Source organism: Bizionia saleffrena (assembly GCF_008086175.1).
Taxonomy (GTDB): Bacteria; Bacteroidota; Bacteroidia; order Flavobacteriales; family Flavobacteriaceae; genus Bizionia; species Bizionia saleffrena.
In genome coordinates, this window is sequence record NZ_VSKM01000001.1 from 83,990 (window position 1) to 109,315 (window position 25,326).

General features: G+C 33.2%; 20 protein-coding genes. 6 read left to right on the forward strand and 14 right to left on the reverse strand.

Annotated elements, in window-relative coordinates:
• Positions 1-40: 40 nt before the first annotated feature.
• The 14 genes from ES676_RS00405 to ES676_RS00470 form a co-directional block, all read right to left on the reverse strand.
• A complete protein-coding gene (locus ES676_RS00405; protein WP_148368056.1) occupies positions 41-1,186 on the reverse strand; it encodes a glycosyltransferase in 1,146 nt (381 codons plus the stop codon).
• A 3-nt stretch (positions 1,187-1,189) separates the two neighbouring features.
• Complete coding sequence (locus ES676_RS00410; RefSeq protein WP_148368057.1) at positions 1,190-2,257, reverse strand: glycosyltransferase family 2 protein; 1,068 nt, start codon at positions 2,255-2,257, stop codon at positions 1,190-1,192.
• Between the two features lie 45 nt (positions 2,258-2,302).
• Positions 2,303-3,082, reverse strand: a complete 780-nt coding sequence (locus ES676_RS00415) for a glycosyltransferase (RefSeq protein ID WP_148368058.1) — start codon at positions 3,080-3,082, stop codon at positions 2,303-2,305.
• Positions 3,083-3,212: 130 nt separating this feature from the next.
• A complete protein-coding gene (locus ES676_RS00420; RefSeq protein WP_148368059.1) occupies positions 3,213-4,235 on the reverse strand; it encodes a glycosyltransferase family A protein in 1,023 nt (340 codons plus the stop codon).
• 1 nt (position 4,236) lies between these two features.
• Positions 4,237-4,914, reverse strand: a complete 678-nt coding sequence (locus tag ES676_RS00425; protein WP_148368060.1) for an FkbM family methyltransferase — start codon at positions 4,912-4,914, stop codon at positions 4,237-4,239.
• The gene (locus ES676_RS00430; protein WP_148368061.1) at positions 4,892-5,740 is read right to left on the reverse strand and encodes a glycosyltransferase family 2 protein; all 849 of its coding nucleotides are present in this window, start codon (positions 5,738-5,740) and stop codon (positions 4,892-4,894) included. The genes ES676_RS00425 and ES676_RS00430 overlap by 23 nt, the downstream gene beginning before the upstream one ends.
• The gene (locus ES676_RS00435; protein ID WP_148368062.1) at positions 5,733-6,722 is read right to left on the reverse strand and encodes a glycosyltransferase family 2 protein; all 990 of its coding nucleotides are present in this window, start codon (positions 6,720-6,722) and stop codon (positions 5,733-5,735) included. Before ES676_RS00435 ends, ES676_RS00430 begins: the two co-directional genes overlap by 8 nt.
• The gene (locus ES676_RS00440) at positions 6,719-7,831 is read right to left on the reverse strand and encodes a glycosyltransferase (RefSeq protein ID WP_148368063.1); all 1,113 of its coding nucleotides are present in this window, start codon (positions 7,829-7,831) and stop codon (positions 6,719-6,721) included. Before ES676_RS00440 ends, ES676_RS00435 begins: the two co-directional genes overlap by 4 nt.
• A gap of 1 nt (position 7,832) precedes the next feature.
• Positions 7,833-8,537, reverse strand: a complete 705-nt coding sequence (locus ES676_RS00445; RefSeq protein ID WP_148368064.1) for a class I SAM-dependent methyltransferase — start codon at positions 8,535-8,537, stop codon at positions 7,833-7,835.
• A 5-nt stretch (positions 8,538-8,542) separates the two neighbouring features.
• Positions 8,543-9,442, reverse strand: coding sequence for a class I SAM-dependent methyltransferase (locus tag ES676_RS00450; RefSeq protein WP_148368065.1), 900 nt, complete (start codon positions 9,440-9,442; stop codon positions 8,543-8,545).
• Positions 9,429-10,715 (reverse strand): ABC transporter ATP-binding protein, encoded by a 1,287-nt coding sequence (locus ES676_RS00455; RefSeq protein WP_148368066.1) that lies wholly within the window; start codon positions 10,713-10,715, stop codon positions 9,429-9,431. The genes ES676_RS00450 and ES676_RS00455 overlap by 14 nt, the downstream gene beginning before the upstream one ends.
• A gap of 722 nt (positions 10,716-11,437) precedes the next feature.
• Positions 11,438-12,319 (reverse strand): ABC transporter permease, encoded by an 882-nt coding sequence (locus tag ES676_RS00460; RefSeq protein ID WP_215731625.1) that lies wholly within the window; start codon positions 12,317-12,319, stop codon positions 11,438-11,440.
• 727 nt (positions 12,320-13,046) lie between these two features.
• Positions 13,047-15,503, reverse strand: coding sequence for an exopolysaccharide transport family protein (locus ES676_RS00465; RefSeq protein ID WP_148368067.1), 2,457 nt, complete (start codon positions 15,501-15,503; stop codon positions 13,047-13,049).
• 10 nt (positions 15,504-15,513) lie between these two features.
• On the reverse strand, positions 15,514-16,314 hold the full coding sequence (locus ES676_RS00470; RefSeq protein WP_148368068.1) for a polysaccharide biosynthesis/export family protein: 801 nt from the start codon (positions 16,312-16,314) through the stop codon (positions 15,514-15,516).
• A 106-nt stretch (positions 16,315-16,420) separates the two neighbouring features.
• On the opposite strand from ES676_RS00470, the gene ES676_RS00475 reads away from it, so the two are divergent.
• From ES676_RS00475 to ES676_RS00500, 6 genes are all read left to right on the forward strand, one after another.
• Entirely contained in the window at positions 16,421-18,286 is a 1,866-nt protein-coding gene (locus ES676_RS00475) for an ABC-F family ATP-binding cassette domain-containing protein (RefSeq protein ID WP_148368069.1), read from the forward strand.
• 22 nt (positions 18,287-18,308) lie between these two features.
• Positions 18,309-19,085, forward strand: coding sequence for an O-methyltransferase (locus tag ES676_RS00480; RefSeq protein WP_317130601.1), 777 nt, complete (start codon positions 18,309-18,311; stop codon positions 19,083-19,085).
• A 294-nt stretch (positions 19,086-19,379) separates the two neighbouring features.
• Positions 19,380-19,952, forward strand: a complete 573-nt coding sequence (locus tag ES676_RS00485) for a cob(I)yrinic acid a,c-diamide adenosyltransferase (protein WP_148368070.1) — start codon at positions 19,380-19,382, stop codon at positions 19,950-19,952.
• Positions 19,953-20,148: 196 nt separating this feature from the next.
• A complete protein-coding gene (locus tag ES676_RS00490) occupies positions 20,149-20,370 on the forward strand; it encodes a DUF2795 domain-containing protein (protein ID WP_008272287.1) in 222 nt (73 codons plus the stop codon).
• A 167-nt stretch (positions 20,371-20,537) separates the two neighbouring features.
• Positions 20,538-23,894, forward strand: a complete 3,357-nt coding sequence (gene secA / locus ES676_RS00495; RefSeq protein WP_148368071.1) for a preprotein translocase subunit SecA — start codon at positions 20,538-20,540, stop codon at positions 23,892-23,894.
• Between the two features lie 447 nt (positions 23,895-24,341).
• Positions 24,342-25,211, forward strand: coding sequence for a hypothetical protein (locus tag ES676_RS00500; RefSeq protein WP_148368072.1), 870 nt, complete (start codon positions 24,342-24,344; stop codon positions 25,209-25,211).
• The last annotated feature ends 115 nt before the right edge of the window (positions 25,212-25,326 follow it).

Here is a 25,326-nt window from a genome sequence, read left to right on the forward strand (position 1 = left end):
AACAACTTTTTTTTGAACAATTAAATTCTTTTAAAGATAATTAATATCTGTTATCAATACTCTGATAGGCTTTCAAAACCAATGTTCTTATTATATCAATCTCTAATTTTGGTTTAATAACCTTTTGATTGTAATTGAATGCGTTTTCTATTAACTTCACATTTTCTAATGCAGTTTTAATTTGTTGTTTTATATCTTCAATATCTCGACAATCTTGAATTCGCAACCCGTTTTTGTTTTGAGTAATAACGTCTTCGGTTGCGCCTCCCGGATTAGACTGTATTGGAAAAGCACCTTGAATCACTGCTTCCAATAATGTATTTGGCATACCATCGCTATCACTATTACCAATGTATATTCTCGCTTTTCCCATAAGTTCTAAGACAACTTCATGTGGTAGAAATTGTGTTTTAGCAAGAACAGTTATATCTAATTTTTGAAGATGTATATTGGTCGCTAAATATGTTACAACTTCCGTATCTGCTCCAAAAACTACAATTTTGTATTTATATAATTCAGCAACTAATAACTCTAAAGCTTTTAAAACTTCTATTGCTCGTCCGGAGCGTCCTTGATAGCCTTTTATTAAAATAACAGTACGTTCTAAAACTGGTGTTTTTATAAATTTATCTGATAACGAAAAATCATAACCTCCTCCTCCTGGAAAAGTCCCTAAAACCTTACCTTTAAAACCTAATTCTTTAGCCAATTTTACATCTCTTTGACAATCTGTAAATAAATAATTAAGGCGCGGTAAAATCCTCAATATATCCTTTTTATACTTTGGTGAATTTTTAAAATGATACAAGTCGCTTCCCCAAGAAGAATAAATCCACTTTAAATTTTTATGCTTTTGCATTACCCTTAAAATTGGTGTGCATGAAATATAGAGCACAAAACTATGCACAACATCGGGTTTGACTTCGAGTAGTACTCTCTCGAACGCTTTAGCTGTGTCATTTTCTAGTGTTCTGTAAAGTTTTGGTAGCTTATTTTTAATGAAATACCTACCTTTTATATTAGGTAATTTATGTTTCCAACCCCGATACGTTTTTACCCAAGACAAACTTGGTACTTTTGCACCGTCTGCAATGTCAAACCAAAAAACGTCGTGTCCAGAGTCTTTAAGCTGGTTGGTCCATCGTTGAAAATGTATAGAATTCATAGATACCATTAAAATACGCATAGCTTATAATTTAATGATTAAAGATATTTTGCTTGTGACTGTATTAAACTGATATTGATACGCTTGATTTCTTAAATTTCTAATAATACATTCTAACAAGTTATCATTTATCATTTGCATATCATCAAAAGCCATTGTTTTTTTACCTAATAGTGCTTTTGTCTTTTGTTTAGCGGTATTATAATCCTTGTGAGTAGTTATTTCAAGCCTTAATACTATATCTTTTTTTAATAAAAGAATGCCATTAATAAACGCGATTAATTCTCCAGTTTTATTTGATATAGAATAGCTTTCATCGACACTTTTTAGTTTATCATAGTCCTCTTTATTATAACACCCCCAATTAGACATTGTATTTGCCTCTACCTTTTTTGTTAATTCCGTAATATTTAAATACGATGTATTTATTTGTTCTAAGGTACTATGAAATGGAGTAACATCATTTTTTGTTCTATAATTTTTAGGATGCCATTGATGCAACATTAATAGTTGTTTTGTATAAAAATTAACTTGGTGTCCAACGTTTTGTAATCGCATGTGCACATCTGTATCTTCGCTTCCCCAACCATTATAAAACTCATCGTAACCATTAATAGATTTTAAAAGCTCTGTATTGTACAAAGTCATACCAGTAGCTTTTTTTTGGGATTTAAAAGCAATCTCATAATCGTTAAATACTGTTTCTTTTTTAGATTCTGTTTTACTTAAAAAGCCGACTTGAAAATAAGTTGTAATAGATTTATTAGCCTCTTTTTCTACTACGTTAATAAATCTAGGATGGTAGATCATATCTATATCGCCGATAAAGCAATACGGCGTTTTAACTGTCTTTAATGCTATATTTATAGCTCTAGATTTACACCATAATTGCTGCTCAGTTTCGCAACGCAATAATGTAACAAAACTATAATTTTCAACTAATACACAGAGTTCTTCTTTGTATTCTGAGACACTACCATAGTCTATTAAAATCACTTGAAAATCTGTATTATCCTGCATCCCTAAAGATGCTAAACATTTTTTTACAATGTTTAAGTCTCTATTGCGATATGTGAGGATTATGGTAATCAATTAATTTACTAGATTTTAGGTTTCGAATAAAAAATTCAAATTATATTATAATTGATCGGGTTTTTTCAAAATGAATCTTATTACATAAAAAAAACGCTTAAAGGAATAATAAACACTTTCAAAAAAAGAAAAAGCAGACCTAAATAAAGACATTATCAAACCGTTAATAGAATTTTTAACAGTTACATCCATATGCCATAATTGATAATCCCCTATCAAATCATTTTTGAATCTAAAGAATTCTTGCTTTTTCGTTCTTTTAATTTCATAACTAAAAATAGATGGGACAAACTCTATCAAATAACCAGCATTTAATACACGTTTAGACCATTCTTTGTCTTCAAATGTTGCCACATTTTCATTGAATGAGTATTCCTTCCATACCCGTTTACTAAATGCTGAACCTGAAAAAATTAACCCAGATTTATTTGGGTCTACTTTTGCAGAGACATTATTTATATAATTCCTATAATCATTAGGACTATGTAAACAGCGCACCCCGGCTAAATCTATTCTATTTTTAAACTTTTTCTTTATCAATTTAAAAAAATCGTGACTTATAGGATAAGAATGAGAACTAAATATGACAATAATATCATTTTTAGCTTCATTTGCAGCAAGATTGGCACTAGCCCCATAACTGAACTCTTTAATAGTAACAAGTCTAGCGCCGTAAAAATCAGTCAATTCCTTACTTTTATCTGAAGACATATTGTCTATGACAATAATTTCATCAATATCTTCAATATATCTTTCCGTTAAGGTTTTAAGCAAAAATGACAATGCTTTATCTTGGTTTTTATTTCTTATTACGACGGATATCATACTTTCAAATTACTTTTAATGATAAATGAATAGACTTTTAGTCTTATAGAAAAGTGAAACGCATTACGTCAATGAGTATATCATAACTTTCTAATTCTTTATAAAACACCTTTTTTCATATTAGTACATTTTAAAAGAAATCTATCAGCTTACTTTGCTTTAAACCTTTTTTTCTATAATATATTTTTCTTATAGCTTTTCGTGAAATAATTTTTTTAAAAATAATGTTTTTAAAAAAATGCCTCACAATGGACTTTTTTAAAAAAAGCGATTGAGTAAAATGATCTTTCTTTTCCTCATTAATTAAATTATTAAAATCTTTAAGCATCCACGTTTCAATGGTATTTCCTAGATGATAAGCAAAATTATCATAAGTAGCCAATCTATAACCTCCAAAATATTGTGCTGGTATATCTAAATAAAGTCCTTCACTATCTCCCCCTAACTTATACTTAGAATTATTTGAAGGTATGCCGTTAAAAATCTCTCTTTTATAAGTCACGACACAATGGTTACAACCCACCACTGCTTTGGTTCCGTTTTTTGATTCTATAGTCATTATACAATCTTTCCACTTATCGTCCAAATAGCTCCATCCAATGCTTTTTGCAAACAAGGTTAACGCATCAGGATTTTTCACCTTTGAAAACTTTAACTTATTTGAAAAAAAATAATCGAATAATATACTCGAAGTATAATGATTTTGAGTTCTAAAAACGGGTAGTGGGCTCACTGCTGCTGCATCTGGAAACTCTTTAAAAATTGACATCACCTCTTTTTCCCAGTTATTTAAAAATAATACATCAGCATCCGTAATTGTTATGAATCGCTCTTCTGTAGATCTTAAAACCTTCAAAACACTATTAATTTTTCCTATATTCTCCCTTTCTATAATAAGTTCATCTATTAAGCCGTCATTCTGAAAATCGAGTAACTTACTATTTATATTGGCACTCGAACCGTTACTTACAACCGAAACTTTAATTTTAGAAACTGATGTTTTTCTTACAGAACTTAAACACATTTTAAAAATGTCAAAAGATTGCTTGTAATATCCTTCTTCTACAGGAACATACAAAGGTATAATAACTCGGTGCTCACATGAAGTAACCCCTATTTTTATATTCTTCGATTTATTATCCCCTTTTCTCATATTAATTTGAAATTAAAAATAGATTCCCAAGGTTATTATTAATCACAGTCTTACCTAAAAGTCGATAATTTTTAGTTTCTAAATATTTTACTATACTAGAATCCATATCCCCTTTTAAAGGCAAATCTGTTTCAACAATAATAATTTTAGGCCTGTATAAATTCCAATCGTTCGTTTTCAAGACCTCTAAATCGTAACCTTCTACATCAACATCAAAGAAATCTAATCGATCTGTTGCTTTTAAATACTTATTTAAAATTTTATGCAAAGGAATAACGGGTACATCAGATTTTTTCAAAATTTTCGACTCCAAATTGTTTTTTTCTATAAAATCACAGCTAAATGTATTCATCGAGCTTTCTGAAAACATATAATATTCTAAGTTTTTATTAGAATTACCTATTCCAGCATTAACAAAAACATCTTTAGGTCTAAGTCTTGCGTAAGATTCTTTCAGTTCTGGGTTTGGATCAATACAAATACCTTTCCAATTTCTTAAATAGAAAAAATAAGTATTTGATGCTTTTTTTGGATGCCAAGATCCTATATCAACATAAGCTCCAGGCGTGTTTTCGTTAATTAATTTCATTAACTGTAGATCGTCTCCTGACCTAGCAAAACTTATATTTAATTTAGAACCTAAAAAATCTATAAGCTTACTTTTTATTAACTTTTTCATTAGTTAGTTTTAAAAATTGTTTCGCTTTAACATACATTTTAAATATGAAATTTCTCTTAACTTTATTATTAAATGACTCTAACAGTAAATAATCATTATATAATAAAATAAAATTGGGAAAATATTCTTTATATAATTTTATATGCTTGGTATAAACATAATCATAAAGTGAAAGGTAAAAATCTTGATCTTTATAAAACCTGTTAGATAATGAATTTTCTTGATGTTTACGATAAAAATAAAGCAATTCATTAATTTTATAATGCTTTCCTTTTTCTTTTAATACTGAAATCCAAAAATCCCAATCCTCAAAAGATTTTAGATTCTCGTCATATCCACCAACTTTTTTAAACGTTTTTAATTTAAATATGGAACAAGCAATAAAACAGTTTCTTAACAATAATTGTTTGAAGGAATATTCTGGCAAAACAAATTCTTCATTTCTTACACCAAATAATCTAACTCTACACGATAAAACCTCAATACATTCATCATTTAGTAAAATTGGCATTGCCTTTTCCAAATAAGTTATAACGAGTTTATCATCAGAATCAAAAGGAAAAATATATGTAGTATTAGATAAATTAATACCAGCATTTCTGGCGCTAGAAAGGCCACCGTTAGTTTTATACAAATAAGAAAACCTATTGTCTTTATTTACCCAATTTTGAGCAATTTCTTCAGTATGATCTGTACTACCATCATTAACAATAATACATTTCCAATCCTTATAAGTTTGATTTATAACAGTTTCTAAAGCTTCATCTAAAAATGTTGCTTGGTTGTAGCAAGGAACTATAAAAGTTATTTGAGCTATATTAGACATATCGTAATTTTTTCTTAAGCAACTTAGTTAGCTTATGAACACCAATTCCTTTAACTTTATTTAATTTTATTTTATAAATAAATTTATAAACCAACAAATACTTTAATTCTTTAGAATTAAACAATTGAGATTTTTTTAAAATTTCATCTATTTTGTCATTTGCTTTTTTTGCTTCAAATTGAAATGGATATATAAATTTTGTCAAAAAAAGTATAATAAAGGTTCTAAAGTGTTGCTTTTGCTCATTATTTAATAAATGCTTAATTAAATATTTTTCTAAAAAAACAGTAAATGATTCAATAACTTTTATATTAAAAGCTTTCGTGTTTTTAGTGTTCAATTCTGACCTGTAATAATTATCAATTTCATTTAATCTCATACAATTCAAATTCTCTTGTAACAATATTTGTATGTGAAAATCTAGGTCTTGAAAGCGTAATAACTGTTCATCAAATCTAATATTTTTTATGATAGATTTTTTCCATAAAACGCTCATAATTGTCCAAGGTAAATTATATGATAAAAATTGACTTAAATATGTTTTTGCTGATGTGTTCTTATTGTAATCACAAATTGGTTGCTTATTAAATTCACCATTTGTATAATAAGCTGTATTTGCTATTACAAAATCTAATTCAGGATTGTTTTTAAAAGCCATTATTCTGTATTCTAAACAGCTTTTTGCAAGCAAATCGTCTGAATCTAAAAACATAATATAATCGCCATGACTTAAATCTAAACCCAAATTACGACATGTATTTGCACCTTTAGGTTTATTTTCTGGTCTTTTATGAAATTGAAACCTATGGTCTAATTTTGTTTTAGCTAATACAATATGTTCTGTAAGATCTGTACTGCCATCATCTATAATCAAACATTCCCAATTTTTATAAGTTTGCTCTAAAACAGAATCTAGCGTTTCACCAATTAAGTGTGCGCGGTTATATGTTGGGATAATTATTGAAACTAAGGGGTTGTTCATTCTTTATTATTTTTATAAGCCTCTTCCAATACCAAATTTAATTGTTCAATATGACGCACCAACGTATAATGAGAACTTATATTAATCTTACCATTAGCTCCTAGCTGTTTCGCGAATTCTAAATCTTCTAACACGGTAATCATTGCAGCAGCCATACCGTGAACATCGTGTTCCTTAACTAATAAACCTGTTTTTTTGTTAATAATAACATCGGGAATACCCCCATGCTGTGTGGATATAACTGGAAGCCCCGCTAAACTGGCTTCTGTAACTGCTACTGGAGTCCCTTCCATATCTCCATTATTTGCCGTAACAGAATGTTGTACAAAAGCTATACTAGTCTCTAAATAATCCCGATAAACCTCTGGAGAAATAACACCAACTAACTTAACATTCTGTTCTAAATTTAAATATTTAATTATATTCAAGCAAACATTAAACAATTCTCCTTGTCCCGCCATCACTAAAGTTGCTTTTGGAAATACTTTAACGACTTCTGCAAAAGCTAATATAGTATAATAGGGTGCTTTTTTATCAGTGAACCGCCCAATGGCTATAAATTGCTGTGTTTTAAAAAAAGGAACAACTTTGGCAAACTCTAGGTTGGGTCCGCACGGCGTCCAAATTATTTTAGATTCAGGACATCCCCATTGCATTAAGCGAGCTCCCATAATTTTAGAAACAACCACTATTTTAGAAGCTAATTTAAAAACTTCCTCATAAAAATTGCAATGCTCTAACGTTTTTTGAACACTAGCATCGTAGCCGTGAAAATGAACCACAAAAGGTAGTTTAGAATCTTCTAACATCTCTTTAAGTTGAAAAGCGTGCTCGCCATATTCGACTAAAACTACATCTATTTTATTCTTTTTAAGCGATTGTAATACACTACGATTATTGGTATAACTATACGGTTTTCTACATAATTTTTGACACACTTTATAACGTAATCGCTGTATTTTTGAAACCAATTGCGATTGAGATTCTAATTGAATATTCCCTTTTGTTCCATAATAATAAAATACATTACCTGATAACAAGTTTTTATGAGCTTGAATAAAAGTTTCCGAATATGGATTTTTACTAGGTGATAATAGTGCGATATTCATATTACTTTTTTTTAGCTGTTCCAGAAATCCCTGTAATCATTTGTCCGTCTTCAAAAGTAATACTACTCGTCTTATCTTTTTTTATAAGATATTTTATAATGGGCTTTAGTGCGGTGGATAATACGTCCCTTTTACGTGTACTAATTGGACTTCTTCTTACCCAAAGCCCTAGCATAACCGCCATTGATGCGTGCCAACCACCTGTCGCTTTTAATTCTATTTCCGTAAAACCTGAGTTTTCCAAATGGCGTGTTAAGGAAAACGGTGTGTACCGATATTCATCGTGTGGAACTTCGTGCAAATTCCATAAAAAGGGCACTGTAAAAAAGAAAACACCCGATGGTTTTAAAACGCGATAAACTTCCTTAAGCACCACTTCTGGTTCAGGGCAGTGTTCCAAGACTTCCGTACCAAAAGCACAGTCGAAACTAGAAGATTCTAAAGGCATTGTTTCACCGTCCCATAGCACGTCCGCTTTTACATCTTGGGCATATTCTAAGGCATTCTCAATATCCAAACCCACGTATTCTTTAACTCCCGAATGTTCCAATATATGCTTTTTATATGGCATTTTACCGCAGCCAATATCTAATAATCGCCCTTTAAAAAGAGGTAAAGCATCTTGCAAAGCACGGAATATAGATGATCTGATATGGTACCGATCAAGATTATTTTTATTCAATTTTAAGCTTATAAAATCATCCATACTTTCTATTTTTTCTGAAATATCGCCAATATATTTCTACCTTTTAAAAAAAAACAAAGACTTCGTTTTAACAGTTTAGGCACGAACTTATTACATACTTTTAAGCTAAACCGTATTATACTGTTAGAATTTTGACGGGTATGAAAACTTAAAAACTCTCCATAAGATGCCGCTAAGGGCTCAAACTCCAATTGTATTAATTCTATGGGGAACACATTTACTAAAGATTGAATTGCTTTTTTATTCCATAGTCCTGCGTGGTGTGGAGGTAAATTTAGTGTATGATTTTTATCACTAATAAAAAGATAGGGATTATTGTTTGGAACACCGAAAATTAATTTACCCTTACTTTCCAATACTTCAATAGAATTCTTAATAAAATTATGCACCTCATAAATATGCTCTAAAACTTGAAAATAGCACACGACATTATATTTTACTCCTGTTACTTCTAAATCTTCAATTAATTTATGCTCAACTTCCAAACCTTCTGCTAAACAAGTATGAACCGCAATTTTATTTAACTCCAACCCTTTTCCTTTAATCCCCTTTTTCTTCAACTTACTTAAAAAAGCACCAAAGCCAGAACCGACTTCTAAAATAGAATCGCTCTGAGATAAATACTTTAAAGTTTCATTGTGTTCCCAGCGATCAGAATAATATCCTTTACGTGTTTTTGATAAGTCTTCATAAAATTGCCCATCACCGATAATTTGTGGCGGATGATAAAAGCGAAAACCTGTCTCTAAACATTTATATAAAGAAATAGTTTCTAAACCCTTAAAATAACGACTAACATCGATTCCTAAATCTTTATAATTGCCTATAATATCTATAGTTTTAAAGCTACAGACTTTTTTAGTAGCTGTCGAACTAGGAACCAAAGTGCTTTTAACTAAATTCATTTATTCTTTTAATATTCCAATTAGTATCATTTTCTTTGTAAACAGCAGATCCTGAATTCCAGTAATAATCGCGTTTATTCGTGTTTATAATTTCAAACGGACAGATTTCATATAAACCATCAAACTTGGTTTTTGAAAAATTATCAGCAAAAAACACATTTAATTTATAACTTCCTTGGTATAACTTTATACTATGAATTGTTGATGATAGTACGTAAACCCCTTCTGTTTGACAAAATGCTTTTTCCGTATTTAAAATTAACTCATGAACTAGGGGCTGATTATTGGAATTTAATATTTGATAGGAAACGGCAGGTGCTTCGATCTTTCCGTTACTATACAATTCTATATTAATCTCCATTGTTTTACCAAATTCCTGAAAACCGCCTAGATTACTCGGTAGTATAGTTATTTTACGTATATGAGATGATCGAGCATCTGCTTTAGTATTTTCGAAAACTAACGACGTTTCTTGTTGGCTATTTAAATACTTTTCAACCGCTTTATCTTCACTTCCCTCAAAAACAACCTTCCCATGCTCCAAAACAACACCCCGTGTACACAAACTCTTCACTGCTGCCATATTATGACTCACAAAAATAACAGTGCGCCCTTCGCCGCGGCTAATATCTTGCATTTTCCCGATGGCCTTTTTTTGGAACTCGGCATCACCAACGGCCAGAACCTCATCGATAACTAATATTTCGGGTTCTAAAAAGGCAGCAACAGCAAACGCTAGTCGCACGGTCATACCCGAACTATAGCGTTTTACAGGGGTATCAATATAGCGTTCACAACCTGAAAAGTCAATAATCTCATCTATTTTATTAGCAATTTCCTTTTTGGTCATTCCTAAGATAGCACCATTTAAAAATATATTCTCGCGACCGGTCATTTCACCGTGAAATCCGGTGCCCACTTCCAGCAGCGACGCAATACGGCCGCGTGTTTTTATTTCTCCTGTGGTTGGCGACGTGACTTTAGATAGTATTTTTAAAAGTGTTGATTTCCCTGCGCCATTTTTACCAATAATACCGAGGACTTCACCACGCTTTACTTCAAAATTAATATCCTGTAATGCCCAAACATATTCACTAGAGCCTTTTGTACTTCTATCATTAACCTCACCCACTTTTAAATACGGATCACCCTTGCCACGAATTTTACTCCACCAGCGATTCAAATCGTGACTAATAGTTCCTGTACCCACGAGCCCTAAACGGTATTGCTTGGAGATGTTTTCGACTTTTAGGATGATGTTACTTGATGTCATTGTTAAATGGCTTTGTTGCTATAATTTATTATTTGAACTATTCTACTTTCTACTCTATTCCTGATATACTGTCTCTTTAGTGAATAGTGAGTAGTGAATGGTGGCTTTATTGCTATAATTTATCATTTTAACTATTCTACTTTCTACTCTATTCCTGATATACTGTCTCTTTAGTGAGTAGTGGCTTTGTAACTATAATTTATTATTTGAACTATTCTACTTTCTACTCTATTCCTGATATTCTGTCTCTTTAGTGAATAGTGAGTAGTGAATGGTGGCTTTATTGCTATAATTTATCATTTTGACTATTCTACTTTCTACTCTATTCCTGATATACTGTCTCTTTAGTGAGTAGTGGCTTTGTAACTATAATTTATTATTTGAACTATTCTACTTTCTACTCTATTCCTGATATTCTGTCTCTTTAGTGAATAGTGAATGGTGAATGGTGGCTTTGGGGTTATAATATAAACGTATTACCAAACTTTCAACTTTTCTCAATTTCTTAATATTGAACCAATATTCTTTTACTATTCACTAAAAGTGAGCTTGCGAACGAACTATTCACTATTCACTATTCACTTATTTAAACCATTCACTAAAAGTGAGCCCGCGAACGAACCATTCACTATTCACTATTCACTTATTTAAACTATTCACTAATTTCAAACTATTCACTAAAAGTGAGCTTGCGAACAAACCACTCACTACTTAATACTACTCTAAACCGTATCAATAAACGATTTTTCCGTTTTATTAAAGATAACCAATCCTATTAAAAAGACCACAATGCTAATTAATCCTGAATATAAAAAATATGAAATTGAAAACTCACCAACGCCGAGTGTCATATAACGAAAAAGCTCTATAATTCGGGTCATAGGATTGTATTCGACAAGCCACGCATACTCGGGTACTTTTTCTTTAAAATACGCCAACGGATACATTACTGCCGAGCCATACATTAATAATTGGACTCCAAAACCAACAAGAAACGTGAGGTCTCTATATTTGGTGGTCATCGATGAAATAATCATCCCAAAACCCAAGCCTAAAAGGCCCATAAAAATAATTAGAATGGGTAGTAATACGATAACGTTATCCGGACGTGCCGCTGAAGCGCTACTCGTAAAAAAGACAAAATAAATATAAAAAAGTACGAATACTAAAAGCTGAATACCAAACTTAATCAAATTAGAAAACACGACAGATAGTGGCATAATCACGCGAGGAAAATACACTTTTCCAAAGATGCCTTGATTTTTTTTAAACGTATCGCTGGTTCCTGTTAGGCAGGCGCTAAAATAATTCCAAGAGGTTATACCAGCAAGGTTAAATAAAAACGACGGAATCCCTTCACCCGTAGGGATAGCAGCTAAATTATTAAAAATAAGTGTAAAAATTACCGACGTAAATAAGGGCTGAATTAAATACCATAGCGGCCCTAAAACAGTTTGCTTATATAAGGTAATCACATCGCGCTTAACAAACAATAACAGCAAATCGCGATAGCGCCAAATTTCTTTAAAGTTTAAATTTAAAGCACTTTTTTTGGAGGAAATTGTATAAAGCCAGTCTGTAGATTTATCGGTTTGAAGTGACAATGATTTTTATTAAAATAGGTTAATACGTCTACAAATAAAGGCTTTTTTTTTATATTCAAGTAGTAATCCCAAAGGGATTACACTAATCAACCGAAAAATAAAAATTTCCTCTCAACAAAACACTTAAATTAAAGGCTTAGGCAACAACGTAGAGTTACTACTGTTACATTTAGCAACGTGAATATTTTACCCCTAAAACCCCTAAAGGGGACTTTCTTTTACCTTTTTGAATCCACTTCCGCCCTTTAGAGTTAGGGAAAGAAAATTGAGATATGCATTACTAACTCACAATCTCTAATGGCACCAAAATCAAAACCACGCACTTCTCACTAAAAACTATTCACTAACAAGCTTTCACTAAAAAATCGGTCTATCGTGCATCTATCGTTACACTTAAAATAAAGGCTTTGGAAACAACGTAGAGTTACTACTGTTACATTTAGCAACGTGAATATTTTACCCCTAAATCCCCTAAAGGGGACTTTCTTTTACCTTTTTGAATCCATTTCCGCCCTTTAGAGTTAGGGAAAGAAAATTGAGATATGCATTACTAAAGCAAAATTTCCAATGGAACCAAAATCAAAACCACGCACTTCTAAATATTCAATCCTAAATTGCTATTTAAGTGAGATTTCTAATTTTAGTAATTTTGCATAGAGAACTGTAATCTTTAAACTTCTCAATACAATTTTATCGTACCTCTCAAACCACTCGAAATGACGCTGTGTTAAATTTTAAACAAACCTTTAACACGCTCTTTTAACGACGGTTTTGGCTTATAATTGTCATGATACCCATTGCCATAAGGCCCATTACCATACGTGGCATAACCATAACCGTGTCCATAACCGTATTTCCCTTTCTGGTCGTAATGGTTATATAAAAAACTGATATTAGACAATTCTTTCTTTTTATACTTATCGTTAATAAAATTCAGCATGGCTTTTTTTGTGTAGTCTTGTCTTACCACGTACATCGAAGCATCAGCATACTCAAATAACTCTAAAGCATCGGCAACTAGCGCTACCGGAGGGGTATCTAAAATAATATAATCGTAACGTGTCTTTAGCTCATTTATTAACGTATCCATCGGTTCTCCAATTAGTAATTCTGACGGATTTGGAGGGATAGGTCCCGAAGTGATAATATCTAGATTGTCTATTATTGATAGATTTATAACCTCATCCAACGTATTCTGGCCTATTAAATAATTTACCACGCCGAGATCATTATTTAACTTAAAATCACCAAATATTTTTGGCTTCCTTAAGTCTAAACCAACAAGCACCGTTTTCTTGCCGCTTAACGCAAATACAGTCGCTAGATTAATAGAGCAAAATGTTTTTCCTTCACCACTTACTGAAGACGTGACTACTATTGTTTTACTGCCTTCCTTACCTTTTGTACGATACATAAATTGCAGACTCGAACGAATGGATCGAAAGGATTCCGCTATCGTCGATTTAGGCTTGTTATGCACCACCAAATTATTATCCGACTCGTTTTTACCAATAACACCCAATAACGGAATACGAGAGATTTGTTCTAAGTTATGGGGACTGTGCAATTTAGTGTCAAAAAAAGCGACTAAAAACGCCAGTAATAACGGGGGAAGGAACCCGCCGATAATCGCAAAAATATAACGCGAACTCAGTTTCAAATCTATGGGTTGTGCCCCCGTATCTTTTGCTGGATCTATCACTAAAACATCCGACACACTTGCCGATTTAATAATTTCGGCCTCACCACGTTTCGCTAAAAACACATTGTAGGTTTGTTCGCTTAGCGCATATTGACGCTCGATATTTAGCATATTCTGCTGGTCTTTGGGCAGCTTTCTTATTTTAGAGTCGATAGAAGCAATCTTAGAATTTATAAATTCCATCTCGCGACGCAACCCATTGGAGGCCGAACTAATATTCTCTAGTAAAACGGCTTTAAGTCCCTCTGTTTGTCTGTCGATATCACCAAAAATAGCAGCATCGCTGCGCACCGTTGTTTCGTATTTAGATTTCTGTACAGACAGTGCATTTAGTTTAGACACATTACCTAATATATTGGCATCATTTACTCCTGCTATGGATGGCGCTGGCACATCGGTAAAACTATTACTAGTTTCTAAATAGGTTTTTAGGTTAGAATAATACGCCAACTGCCTGTTGGTATTATCCTTTTCAATTTCAAACTTAGCGAGCTTTTCATTTATCTGTAGGCTTTCTTCATCTAAATTAAAAATCTTATTATTTTGTCGGTAGTTATTTAAAGAATCCGCATTCAGTGTCAATTGAGATTTTACACGCTCCAATTGCTCATCGATAAAAGTAATGGTATTCGTTACAAACTGATTTTTTCTATTCAACTGATCCTCGCTTAATACGCGTACCGTTTCATTTAAATAATCTTCAATTTTCCCCGTATTAACATCGGTCATTTCAAGATTTAAAATCGATGAGTTTGCAGGATTATCCACCCACAATTTATCTTTATACTTTCCGACAACGGCATCATAATTTTGAAATGTTATAAAATACTCATCGCCAGACACTATCTTACGATCCTTTTTAAAGTGGATTGTTCCGTTTAAAAAAGGTAAAATAATAGGATCCCCAAATTTAAAACGCTGCTTAAAAGGGCCTATAGACACATCGGTCGTGCTTTTTTCTTTATTAGTAAAGTTTTGTGTGTTGACTATTGTATTTTCAAAATCTAATCCTATTTCAAACGTTGTATCGTTTACTATCGAGATGCGTACCGGCACGTTTAAAACTTGAGACGTGTTCGGTAATAACGTAAAGGTGAAGGGCGCCGCCTTATAAATATCGTCTTTTCTAAATCGCGCTTGTTTTAAATACGTGATATAAAACTGAAGATTATCTACCACCTTCTCGTGGTGAGAACGCGACTGAAGCGTTGTAATAATCGTTTTAACTTTTCCAGAAACACCACCCCAATTAAAGGTTAGGCTGGTATTAGCACTAAATAAAGGGTTATTATCGTCTTCTATAGAAATTTGAGTGCCTAATTTATAAGATTGTTGCGTTCTTATATTTTGTTGATACACGATAAACAAACCGATACCAATACATAAAATAAAGAGTTTCCAATAACTTAAGGTTTTATATAAAAACGCTTTAATATCGAAAGTTGAGGGTGAAGATTCTGAAAACTCAAATTCATCATTCATAAACTAAGGTTTAAAGATTTCGTGCTAAAAAGTAGGTCGAGACGACTACGGCGAATAAAGAAGCAATAGTGGTTAAGGTTTGCGTTGCCGTTTCACCTGCACCTATAGCTTTACGCTTTAAAGGTTTCACCAAAATAATATCGTTGGGTTGGATATAGTAATACGGCGATTGTAGTGCCGTAATATCGGTTAAATCAATATGGTGTATTTTCTGACCTTGTGGGTATTGTCTAATCACCAAAATATCGGTACGGTCACCAGTATTTTTTACATCACCCGCATTGGCCAAGGCTTCAATAATATTAACGCGGTCTTGAAATAAGGTTAATACTCCCGCCCCTCCAACTTCGCCCGTTACTGTATAACGTAATCCGGCTAGTTTAACGGTGATAAACACCTGAGACACATCTTTTAGATATTTTTTATGGAGCTCTTCCTTTACTTTTTCGGTAACCTCATCGGTAGTAAAGCCCAAAACATTAATTTTTCCAAGAATAGGGAATTCAATATTACCATGTAAATCTACGGTATAGCCGTTAAAATATAACGCCTGCTGGCCACCTTCTCTTGTGGCATCTTCAACGGGTTTAAAAACCTCAACTAGTTTTTTTAACTCCGAATCTATCGCTTTAATATTTATACTTAGTATATCGTTAATTTGGAGGCGGTACGGTTTGGACAGCTCTTTTACAACAAGCGCATCGTCTACAACTGTACCTTTATCTTGTAAGTAAACAACATCTTTATTGGTAATGCACGAAGAACTTAAAAGGTTGAGCAATACCGTGAAACATATTATAAATCGTTTCATTTTTTGGCAATTGGTTTAATCACAAATATAGCTTTTCGTCACGAATAACAAAACTTCTATCCCGTTTTTTGGTTTTTAAACCGTTTATTTGCATAAAAACAATATATTGAATTATTTAACGGTAGAAAATATAGCAAAGTCTTACGGTGAACTCACTTTATTTGAAGACCTTTCGTTTAGTGTACATAAAGATCAAAAAATAGCTTTCGTCGCTAAAAACGGAACGGGTAAAACCTCTATTTTAAATATTATAACGCAATTAGACACCCCAGATTCGGGTCAAGTTGTTTTTAGAAAAAATATAAGAATGTCTTACCTGTCTCAGGAACCGCATTTGGATGAAAGTTTAACGGTAGAAGACACTATCTTTAATTCTGACAACCCTATTTTGGATGTTATAAAAAACTACGAAAAAGCATTACTTAATCCTGAAGACGAAGAGGTTTATCAACGCGCATTCGAGCAGATGGATATTAATAATGCATGGGATTTTGAAACCCTATACAAGCAAATTTTATTCAAACTAAAATTAGATCAGCTCGATCAAAAAGTAAGTGAATTGTCTGGTGGACAGAAAAAACGGCTTTCTTTGGCTAATGCATTAATTAATAAACCCGATTTATTAATTTTAGATGAGCCTACCAACCACTTAGATCTTGAAATGATTGAATGGCTGGAAGAGTTTTTTGCCAAAGAGAATATTACTTTGTTTATGGTAACGCACGACCGTTATTTCTTAGAGCGGGTGTGTAATGAAATCATAGAATTAGATCATGGGAAACTGCATTTCTATAAAGGTAATTATTCGTATTACTTAGAAAAAAAGGAAGCACGAATAGAACAGTACGAATCGGAAACGGGCAAAGCCAAACAACTCTACAAAAAAGAATTAGGCTGGATGCGCAAGCAACCAAAAGCGAGAACGACGAAATCGAAATCTAGAATTGACGATTTCGCCGATATTAAACACCGCGCAAACCAACGCCGTCAAGATCACGAAATACAATTAGAACTAAATATGGAACGCTTGGGAAGTAAAATTCTAGAGTTTCATAAAGTATCTAAAGCTTTTGATGATAAACTGATTTTAGATAAATTTAATTACGTTTTTCAAAAAGGAGAACGCATTGGTATTATTGGAAAAAATGGAACAGGAAAATCGACATTCCTAAATATTTTATCTGAAAGAGAAGCACCAGACTCTGGTACGGTAACCGTTGGGGAAACCGTGAAATTCGGGTACTATACTCAAAAAGGAATCACTGTAAAACCCGATCAAAAAGTAATTGATGTGGTCCGTGAGTTTGGCGATTATATTCCGTTAAAAAAAGGGCGTCAAATAAGTGCACAACAATTATTAGAGCGCTTTTTATTCGATAGAAAAAAGCAATATGATTTTGTCGAAAAATTAAGTGGTGGTGAACGCAAACGCTTGTACTTATGTACCATTTTAATTCAAAATCCAAACTTTCTAATCCTCGATGAGCCTACCAACGATTTAGATATTGTTACGCTAAACGTTTTAGAGCAGTTTTTACTCGACTTTCCAGGGTGTTTAATTGTAGTTTCTCACGACCGTTACTTTATGGATAAAATTGTAGATCACTTGTTCGTCTTTAGAGGTGAAGGTGTTGTAGAGAACTTTCCAGGTAACTACTCCGACTTTAGAGTGTATGACGACAGTAAAGAGGTTATTCAGGAAGCAGACGACGCATCGAAAAAAGAGAAGAAAAACTGGAAAAAAGAAAACAATATAAAGTTATCTTACAGCGAACAAAAAGAATATAAAAGTTTAGAGAGTAAAATAAGCAGTTTAGAATACGATAAAAAAGAGTTTGAAAAGAAATTTTTAAATCCGGAGTTAAGCACAGAACAGATTAACGAACTGTCTGAAAAACTTCAAAAGATTATTTCATCGCTCGAAGAAAAAGAAATGCGCTGGTTAGAACTTTCCGAAAAACAAGAAGGATAATCGCGTTACTTAATTCGTTTTTATGATGTGGTACACTATTGCAGCCTATTTTAAATTTTTAACTAAAGCATCTAATCAGCACGGGGTTCATTCGCCTTTTGTCTACAATTTTATCACGCAATGTGTGTACGACAAACAGCGCTACAGCGACTATTCGAAATTAAAAAATTATCGTAACCATCTAGCGTCTAACAACAATACGCTAGAGGTTACCGATTTAGGCAGAGGTTCTCGTGTAATGAAAAATAAGGCGCGCCGCATTAGTAAAATGTCGCGCAACGCTGGCACCCCTTTAAAACGTGCTAAGTTGCTGTTTCGTTTGGTGCGTTATTTTAATTCGCAACAGATTTTAGAATTAGGTACCGCTTTGGGTACAGCGACCTACGCTATGCACAAAGGCAACCCGGAAGCAAAAATAACAACGATTGAAGGCTGCCCAAATATTTCAGAGTTTACAGCAAATACCTTTAAACAATTTCAAATTGAAAACACGACACTGATAACAGGTGATTTTAAAAAGGAATTACCGCCTTTAAAAAACAATACCTACGACCTTGTGTTCTTTGATGGCAATCATAAAAAAGAGGCTACAATTCTTTATTTTGAAACGCTATTAGAAACCGTTCATAACGACTCTGTCTTTATTTTTGATGATATTTATTGGTCTGAAGATATGACTGAAGCTTGGGAACACATAAAACAGCATCCAAAAGTCACTGTAACCGTAGATCTCTTCTTTTGGGGTATTGTTTTCTTTAGAAAAGAACAAGCCAAAGAACATTTTAAAATACGTTTTTAAGTCTAGGGGTTGGCTATATTAAGTCGTCAACTAAAATAGTTTGTGGTGTGGTCAATGGTTAACACAGAGCTACAAAATATTGTTTCTTGTTTCTGAAAAGTGAACCCGCGAACAAATTCTAAGCTAACCTTGTACTGCCCACTACTTAAATCTATCAATATTAGCTCTTGACTCTTTACTCCCGATTCTGAAAAGTGAGCTTGCGAATCCTCCTCCTAATACCTCATATCTTATACCCCCGCCCTAATACCTAATTCCCTTTCAAACTTCACTTTTTCTACATACCTTTAACCTATGAAAATTTACACAAAAACTGGAGACAAAGGCACCACCGCTTTATTTGGTGGCACCCGAGTACCAAAGCATCATATTCGAATTGATAGTTATGGTACCGTAGACGAGTTAAACTCACATATTGGCTTAATTCGCGATCAAGACATCAATCAAGATTTCAAAGACATTCTTGTCATTATACAAGACCGTTTATTTACTGTGGGCGCTATTCTCGCTACCGACCCGGAAAAAGCGACCCTTAAAAATGGTAAAGAGCGTTTAAATATTCCAAAAATATCAGAAGAAGATATTGCTCTTTTAGAACGTGAAATGGATGCGATGAATGCCGACTTGCCACAAATGACGCATTTTGTATTACCGGGCGGACATCAAACGGTGTCATTCTGTCACATTGCACGTTGTGTATGTCGTAGAGCAGAACGATTAGCTTCTGCATTGAACGCATTAGAGCCCTTTTTACCAGAAGCATTAGTGTATCTAAACCGCCTATCTGACTACCTTTTTGTGTTGGCACGAAAATTGTCATCAGACCTGCAAGCAGACGAAGTCAAATGGATTCCAGAGAAGAATTAACCCCGTTTAATTCTTCTTTTTAAAAACATAAAAACACAAACCACATCTGCAATTTAATAACACTGCAAGATATTTACAGTCAAATAGTTTCAGTGCAAAAAAGACGTTCTTTTTTATTATTGATAAAATAATTCACTTTTTCCTTGACTATTACAACTAAAAAATTATTTTTGCAAAAAAATAAACCTAATAAGAAATGTATTGGACTTTAGAATTAGCATCTTATTTAAGTGATGCGCCTTGGCCGGCAACAAAAGATGAGCTTATAGATTACGCTATTAGAACAGGAGCTCCTTTAGAAGTTGTTGAAAACTTACAAGCAATTGAAGACGAAGGAGATTCGTACGACTCTATAGAAGAAATATGGCCAGATTATCCAACAGACGAAGACTACCTCTGGAATGAGGACGAGTATTAATAAATTAAATCATAAAAAAAAGTCTCATAATGGAGGCTTTTTTTTGTGCTTATTTTAAAAAAAGCACAGAAACAAAACGTATCTTTAAGCCCTTTTTACAAAGGTTTATAACCTACATATAATAATTACCGGTATAGCTATATTGGTATAACCATAAATAATCTACAATGAGTTTTTTAGATTCAGTATTAAAAGTATTTGTTGGCGACAAATCAAAACAAGACGTTAAGTCTATTTCGCCAATCGTTGAAAAAATTAAAACACACGAAGCAGCCTTAGAAGCGTTATCTCACGACGAACTTAGGGCGAAAACAGCTGAATTTAAAGCCATTATAGCAAAAACTAGGCAACCGTTTAATGATAGAATAGAGGCTCTTTTGGAGGAATCTACGGCTTCTGATGATATCGATAGACGTGAAGACATTTATTTAGAAATAGATAAAATCAAAGAAGAGTCGTATGCTGCAACCGAAGAAACCCTAGACGAGATTTTACCTGAAGCCTTTGCCGTAGTTAAAGAAACAGCAAAACGTTTTACCAACAATACCGAAATTACAGTAACAGCAAATGCTTTCGATAGAGATATTTCTAGCTCTAAAGGCTATGTAACCTTAGAAGACGACAAAGCAAAATGGGCTAACTCTTGGGATGCTGTTGGAAAGGCCATCACTTGGGATATGATACATTACGATGTACAACTTATTGGTGGTATTGCGATGCACCAAGGTAAAATTGCCGAAATGCATACTGGAGAAGGTAAAACATTAGTAGCAACGCTTCCCGTATACTTAAACGCTCTAGCAGAAAAAGGAGTACACTTAGTAACCGTAAACGACTACTTAGCGAAACGTGATAGCGCGTGGATGGCGCCTATTTTTGAGTTCCACGGTATGAGTATTGATTGTATCGATTACCACAAGCCAAACTCAGACGCTCGTAAAAAAGCCTATAATTCAGATATTACTTACGGTACAAATAACGAATTTGGTTTCGATTATTTACGTGATAATATGGCAAACTCGCCAAACGATTTAGTACAACGTCCACACCACTACGCTATTGTCGATGAGGTCGATTCTGTATTAGTCGATGATGCCAGAACACCATTAATTATTTCTGGACCAATTCCGCAAGGCGATCGTCACGAATTTACAGAATTAAAACCTAAGGTTGATGATATTGTAAGCGTGCAACGCCGTCACTTAACACAAGTTTTAGTAGATGCTAAAAAGTTAATTGCTGATGGAGATACTAAAGAAGGTGGTTTCCAATTATTAAGAGTCTATAGAGGGATTCCTAAAAATAAAGCCTTAATTAAGTTTTTAAGTGAGGAAGGCATCAAACAACTCCTTCAAAAAACGGAAAACCAATATATGGCAGACAATAACCGTGAGATGCCAAAGGTAGATGCGGAATTGTATTACGTTATTGAAGAGAAAAATAATCAGATTGAATTAACAGATAAAGGTATCGAATACATTTCTGGTAAAGACAATCCTGATTTCTTCGTAATGCCAGAAATTGGTATTGAAGCGGCTAAAATTGAAGCTCGAAACCTACCAACGGAAGAAGAAGCTAATTTAAAAGAAGAATTATTTAGAGATTTCGGTGTTAAATCCGAACGTATTCATACCCTTAACCAATTACTAAAAGCATACGCTTTATTTGAAAAAGACAACCAATATGTTGTTATGGAGAATAAAGTAATGATTGTAGACGAACAAACCGGTCGTATTATGGATGGTCGTCGTTATAGTGATGGTTTACACCAAGCGATTGAAGCCAAAGAAAATGTAAAAATTGAAGATGCAACCCAAACTTTTGCAACGGTAACACTTCAAAATTACTTTAGAATGTACCGTAAACTGTCTGGTATGACGGGTACAGCGGTAACCGAGGCTGGAGAGTTATGGGAAATCTACGAACTAGATGTTGTAGAAATACCTACAAACAGACCTATTGCACGTGATGATAGAGAAGATTTAGTTTTCAAAACAAAACGTGAGAAATACAACGCCGTTATCGACGAGGTCACCAACTTATCGCAAGCGGGACGGCCAGTATTAATTGGTACGACTAACGTTGAAATTAGTGAGTTGTTAGGTAGAATGTTAGCATTACGTAAAGTACCGCACAACGTATTAAATGCAAAATTACACAAAAAAGAGGCCGATATTGTTGCAGAAGCTGGACAACCAGGACAGGTAACAATAGCAACCAATATGGCAGGTCGTGGTACCGATATTAAATTATCAGATGCGGTAAAAGCGTCTGGAGGTTTAGCTATTGTAGGTACCGAGCGTCACGATTCACGTCGTGTAGACCGCCAATTAAGAGGTCGTGCTGGTCGTCAAGGAGATCCAGGAAGTTCTCAATTCTATGTGTCCTTAGAAGATAACTTAATGCGTCTATTTGGTAGTGAACGTATCGCAAAAATGATGGATAGAATGGGCCTTGAAGAAGGTGAAGTGATTCAACATTCTATGATTTCTAAATCTATAGAACGTGCACAGAAAAAAGTAGAAGAGAATAACTTTGGAGTTCGTAAGCGTTTATTAGAGTATGATGATGTAATGAACTCGCAACGTGAAGTCGTTTACAAACGTCGTCACCACGCTTTATTTGGAGAACGTTTACGTGTGGATTTAGCAAATATGATTTTCGATATTTCGGAAGTTATTACTGAATCGAATAAATCGGCTAACGATTATAAAAATTTCGAATTTGAATTGATTCGCTATTTCTCTATGAGTTCGCCAATCGCTGAAGCTGATTTTAGCAAATTGTCAACCCAAGTGATTGCTCAAAACGTTTATAAAGCAGCTTTCGAACATTATAAAGCAAAAATGGATCGCAACGCTGAAGTCGCTTTCCCTGTAATTAAAGATGTTTATGAAAATCAAGGTGATAAATACAAACGTATTGTAGTACCATTTACCGATGGTACAAAAACATTAAATGTCGTTACGGATTTAGAAAAAGCCTACGAATCTCAAGGTATAGAACTGGTAAAAGATTTTGAAAAAAATATTGCTTTAGCAATTATTGACGATTCTTGGAAAACCCATTTACGTAAAATGGATGAGTTAAAGCAATCGGTACAATTAGCTGTGCACGAGCAAAAAGATCCCTTACTAATTTATAAGTTTGAAGCTTTCGAATTGTTTAAAACAATGATCGACCAAGTAAATAAGGATGTCATTTCATTCTTATTTAAAGGGGAATTGCCAAGCGAAACTACAAATGCGATTAGTGAAGCAAAGCAAGTGGGAGATAAAGACATTTTAAAAACGCAAAAAGATGAGATCCCGAATCTTGATGAGCGTTCGTCTCAAAACCAAGCTGCTGGAAATTCAAAACGTCAACAGCAAGTGGTAGAAACTATTGTTCGCGACAAACCAAAAGTGGGTCGTAATGATAAAGTGACGATTAAACACGTTATGAGTGGTGAAAATAAAACAGTAAAATACAAGCAAGCCGAACCTTTATTAACTAAAGGAGAATGGGTGATTGTTGAAGACTAATACCTTATAATACTATTATTAAAGCCTGAAGTTTAGTATAAACTTCAGGCTTTTTTTGTTTTTATAATTCGGCTCGTTTTACTAGTCTCATTTGTTACATTACTCATAATTAAATTATTACTCCACACTCTAACAAAACGTCTGCAACAATTTCAAAAAGCTTATTTATAGCGCAACTTAAAGTATCTAGTCGTTGCCAAGTTAAAAAAAACTTATAGCAGTCCATTTAATTGGGTTAAACGAATCCATTAAATCATTAACTGCTTTACATTTATTACATAGTACTTTTATGGCAAGACTGACTCTCAATCAGCTACAATAAAGCCTTTAAAGAAAGGTTTTTAACAATTATTTCACATTTACAATATAAATTGCTAAATTCGCAAGTAAAACTAAGATAAACCCTACAAATTCTTAATCAATAAACCCAAATTATAAAACCTACTTATGAAAATCACTAATTTACTATGCGTATTTGTTATTATATTTAACAGCTGCGGAACTACTCAAAAAATCAATAAAGACAAAATAATAGGATCTTGGACAGTCTCGGATATTAAAAAATTTGATAAAGATTATTTAGAAATTACCGCCGATACTCCATTAGCGTCAGGAAGTGAGCAACTTAATAAAGGATCTGTGTTGTATTTATTTCCAGACTCGACCTTTACACAATTGGTAGACCAAAAAGTTAAAATTGGACAGTGGTCGTTTCAAAATGACAATGAGATTAAATATAGCAATCAGAAGCTAACAATAGAGCGGTTTGAAGACTTAGAGACCGCTAGAAGCTTATTTGCAAGTATTCCAAGAGAGGATAAAACTGTAGAATCTGAATTAACCCTAGTCGAAGAAGTAATAAAAATAAAAGATTTTAAGAAAGATCCTTTTTATCCAGAGAACAATCAATGGAGAGAACGTCCTTTAAAAAGAGAAAGCAACGCAGAGATTATTAATCGACTATCTAATTACCTATTGCACAATGCTTACATTTTAAAAGCTGCGCACGAAAGAAATGAAAACTCAGTATCCTTTACGCATTCTAAGGGGATTATTAAAGTGTATCAAGGCGGAATAGGTATCGTTAAAGAAAACAGGATTCACCAAGTGTGGTTTGATTATTTTTATAATGAAAAAGATGCTATGAAAGCGTATCACTTATTTAATAGCTATCTTAACAATGAGGGTGTTTATACGAAAAAGTCTACTGGAGATTGGGTAAAGGATGATTATGAAATATTATTAACGTTACATTCTCAAATTAGTAAAACCAAAAAAAAGGACAACCGTAGGTTTATTGAAAAAAAGAACAGCTAAAAATATAGATTTAGAAACCACTTTAGCACGGTATAATTTGTGCTAATTGTTAAAAAACAAAAGCATGAACAATAGCAATAATGTTTAGGCTTTTATTGTTTCTGCAAAAAAAACA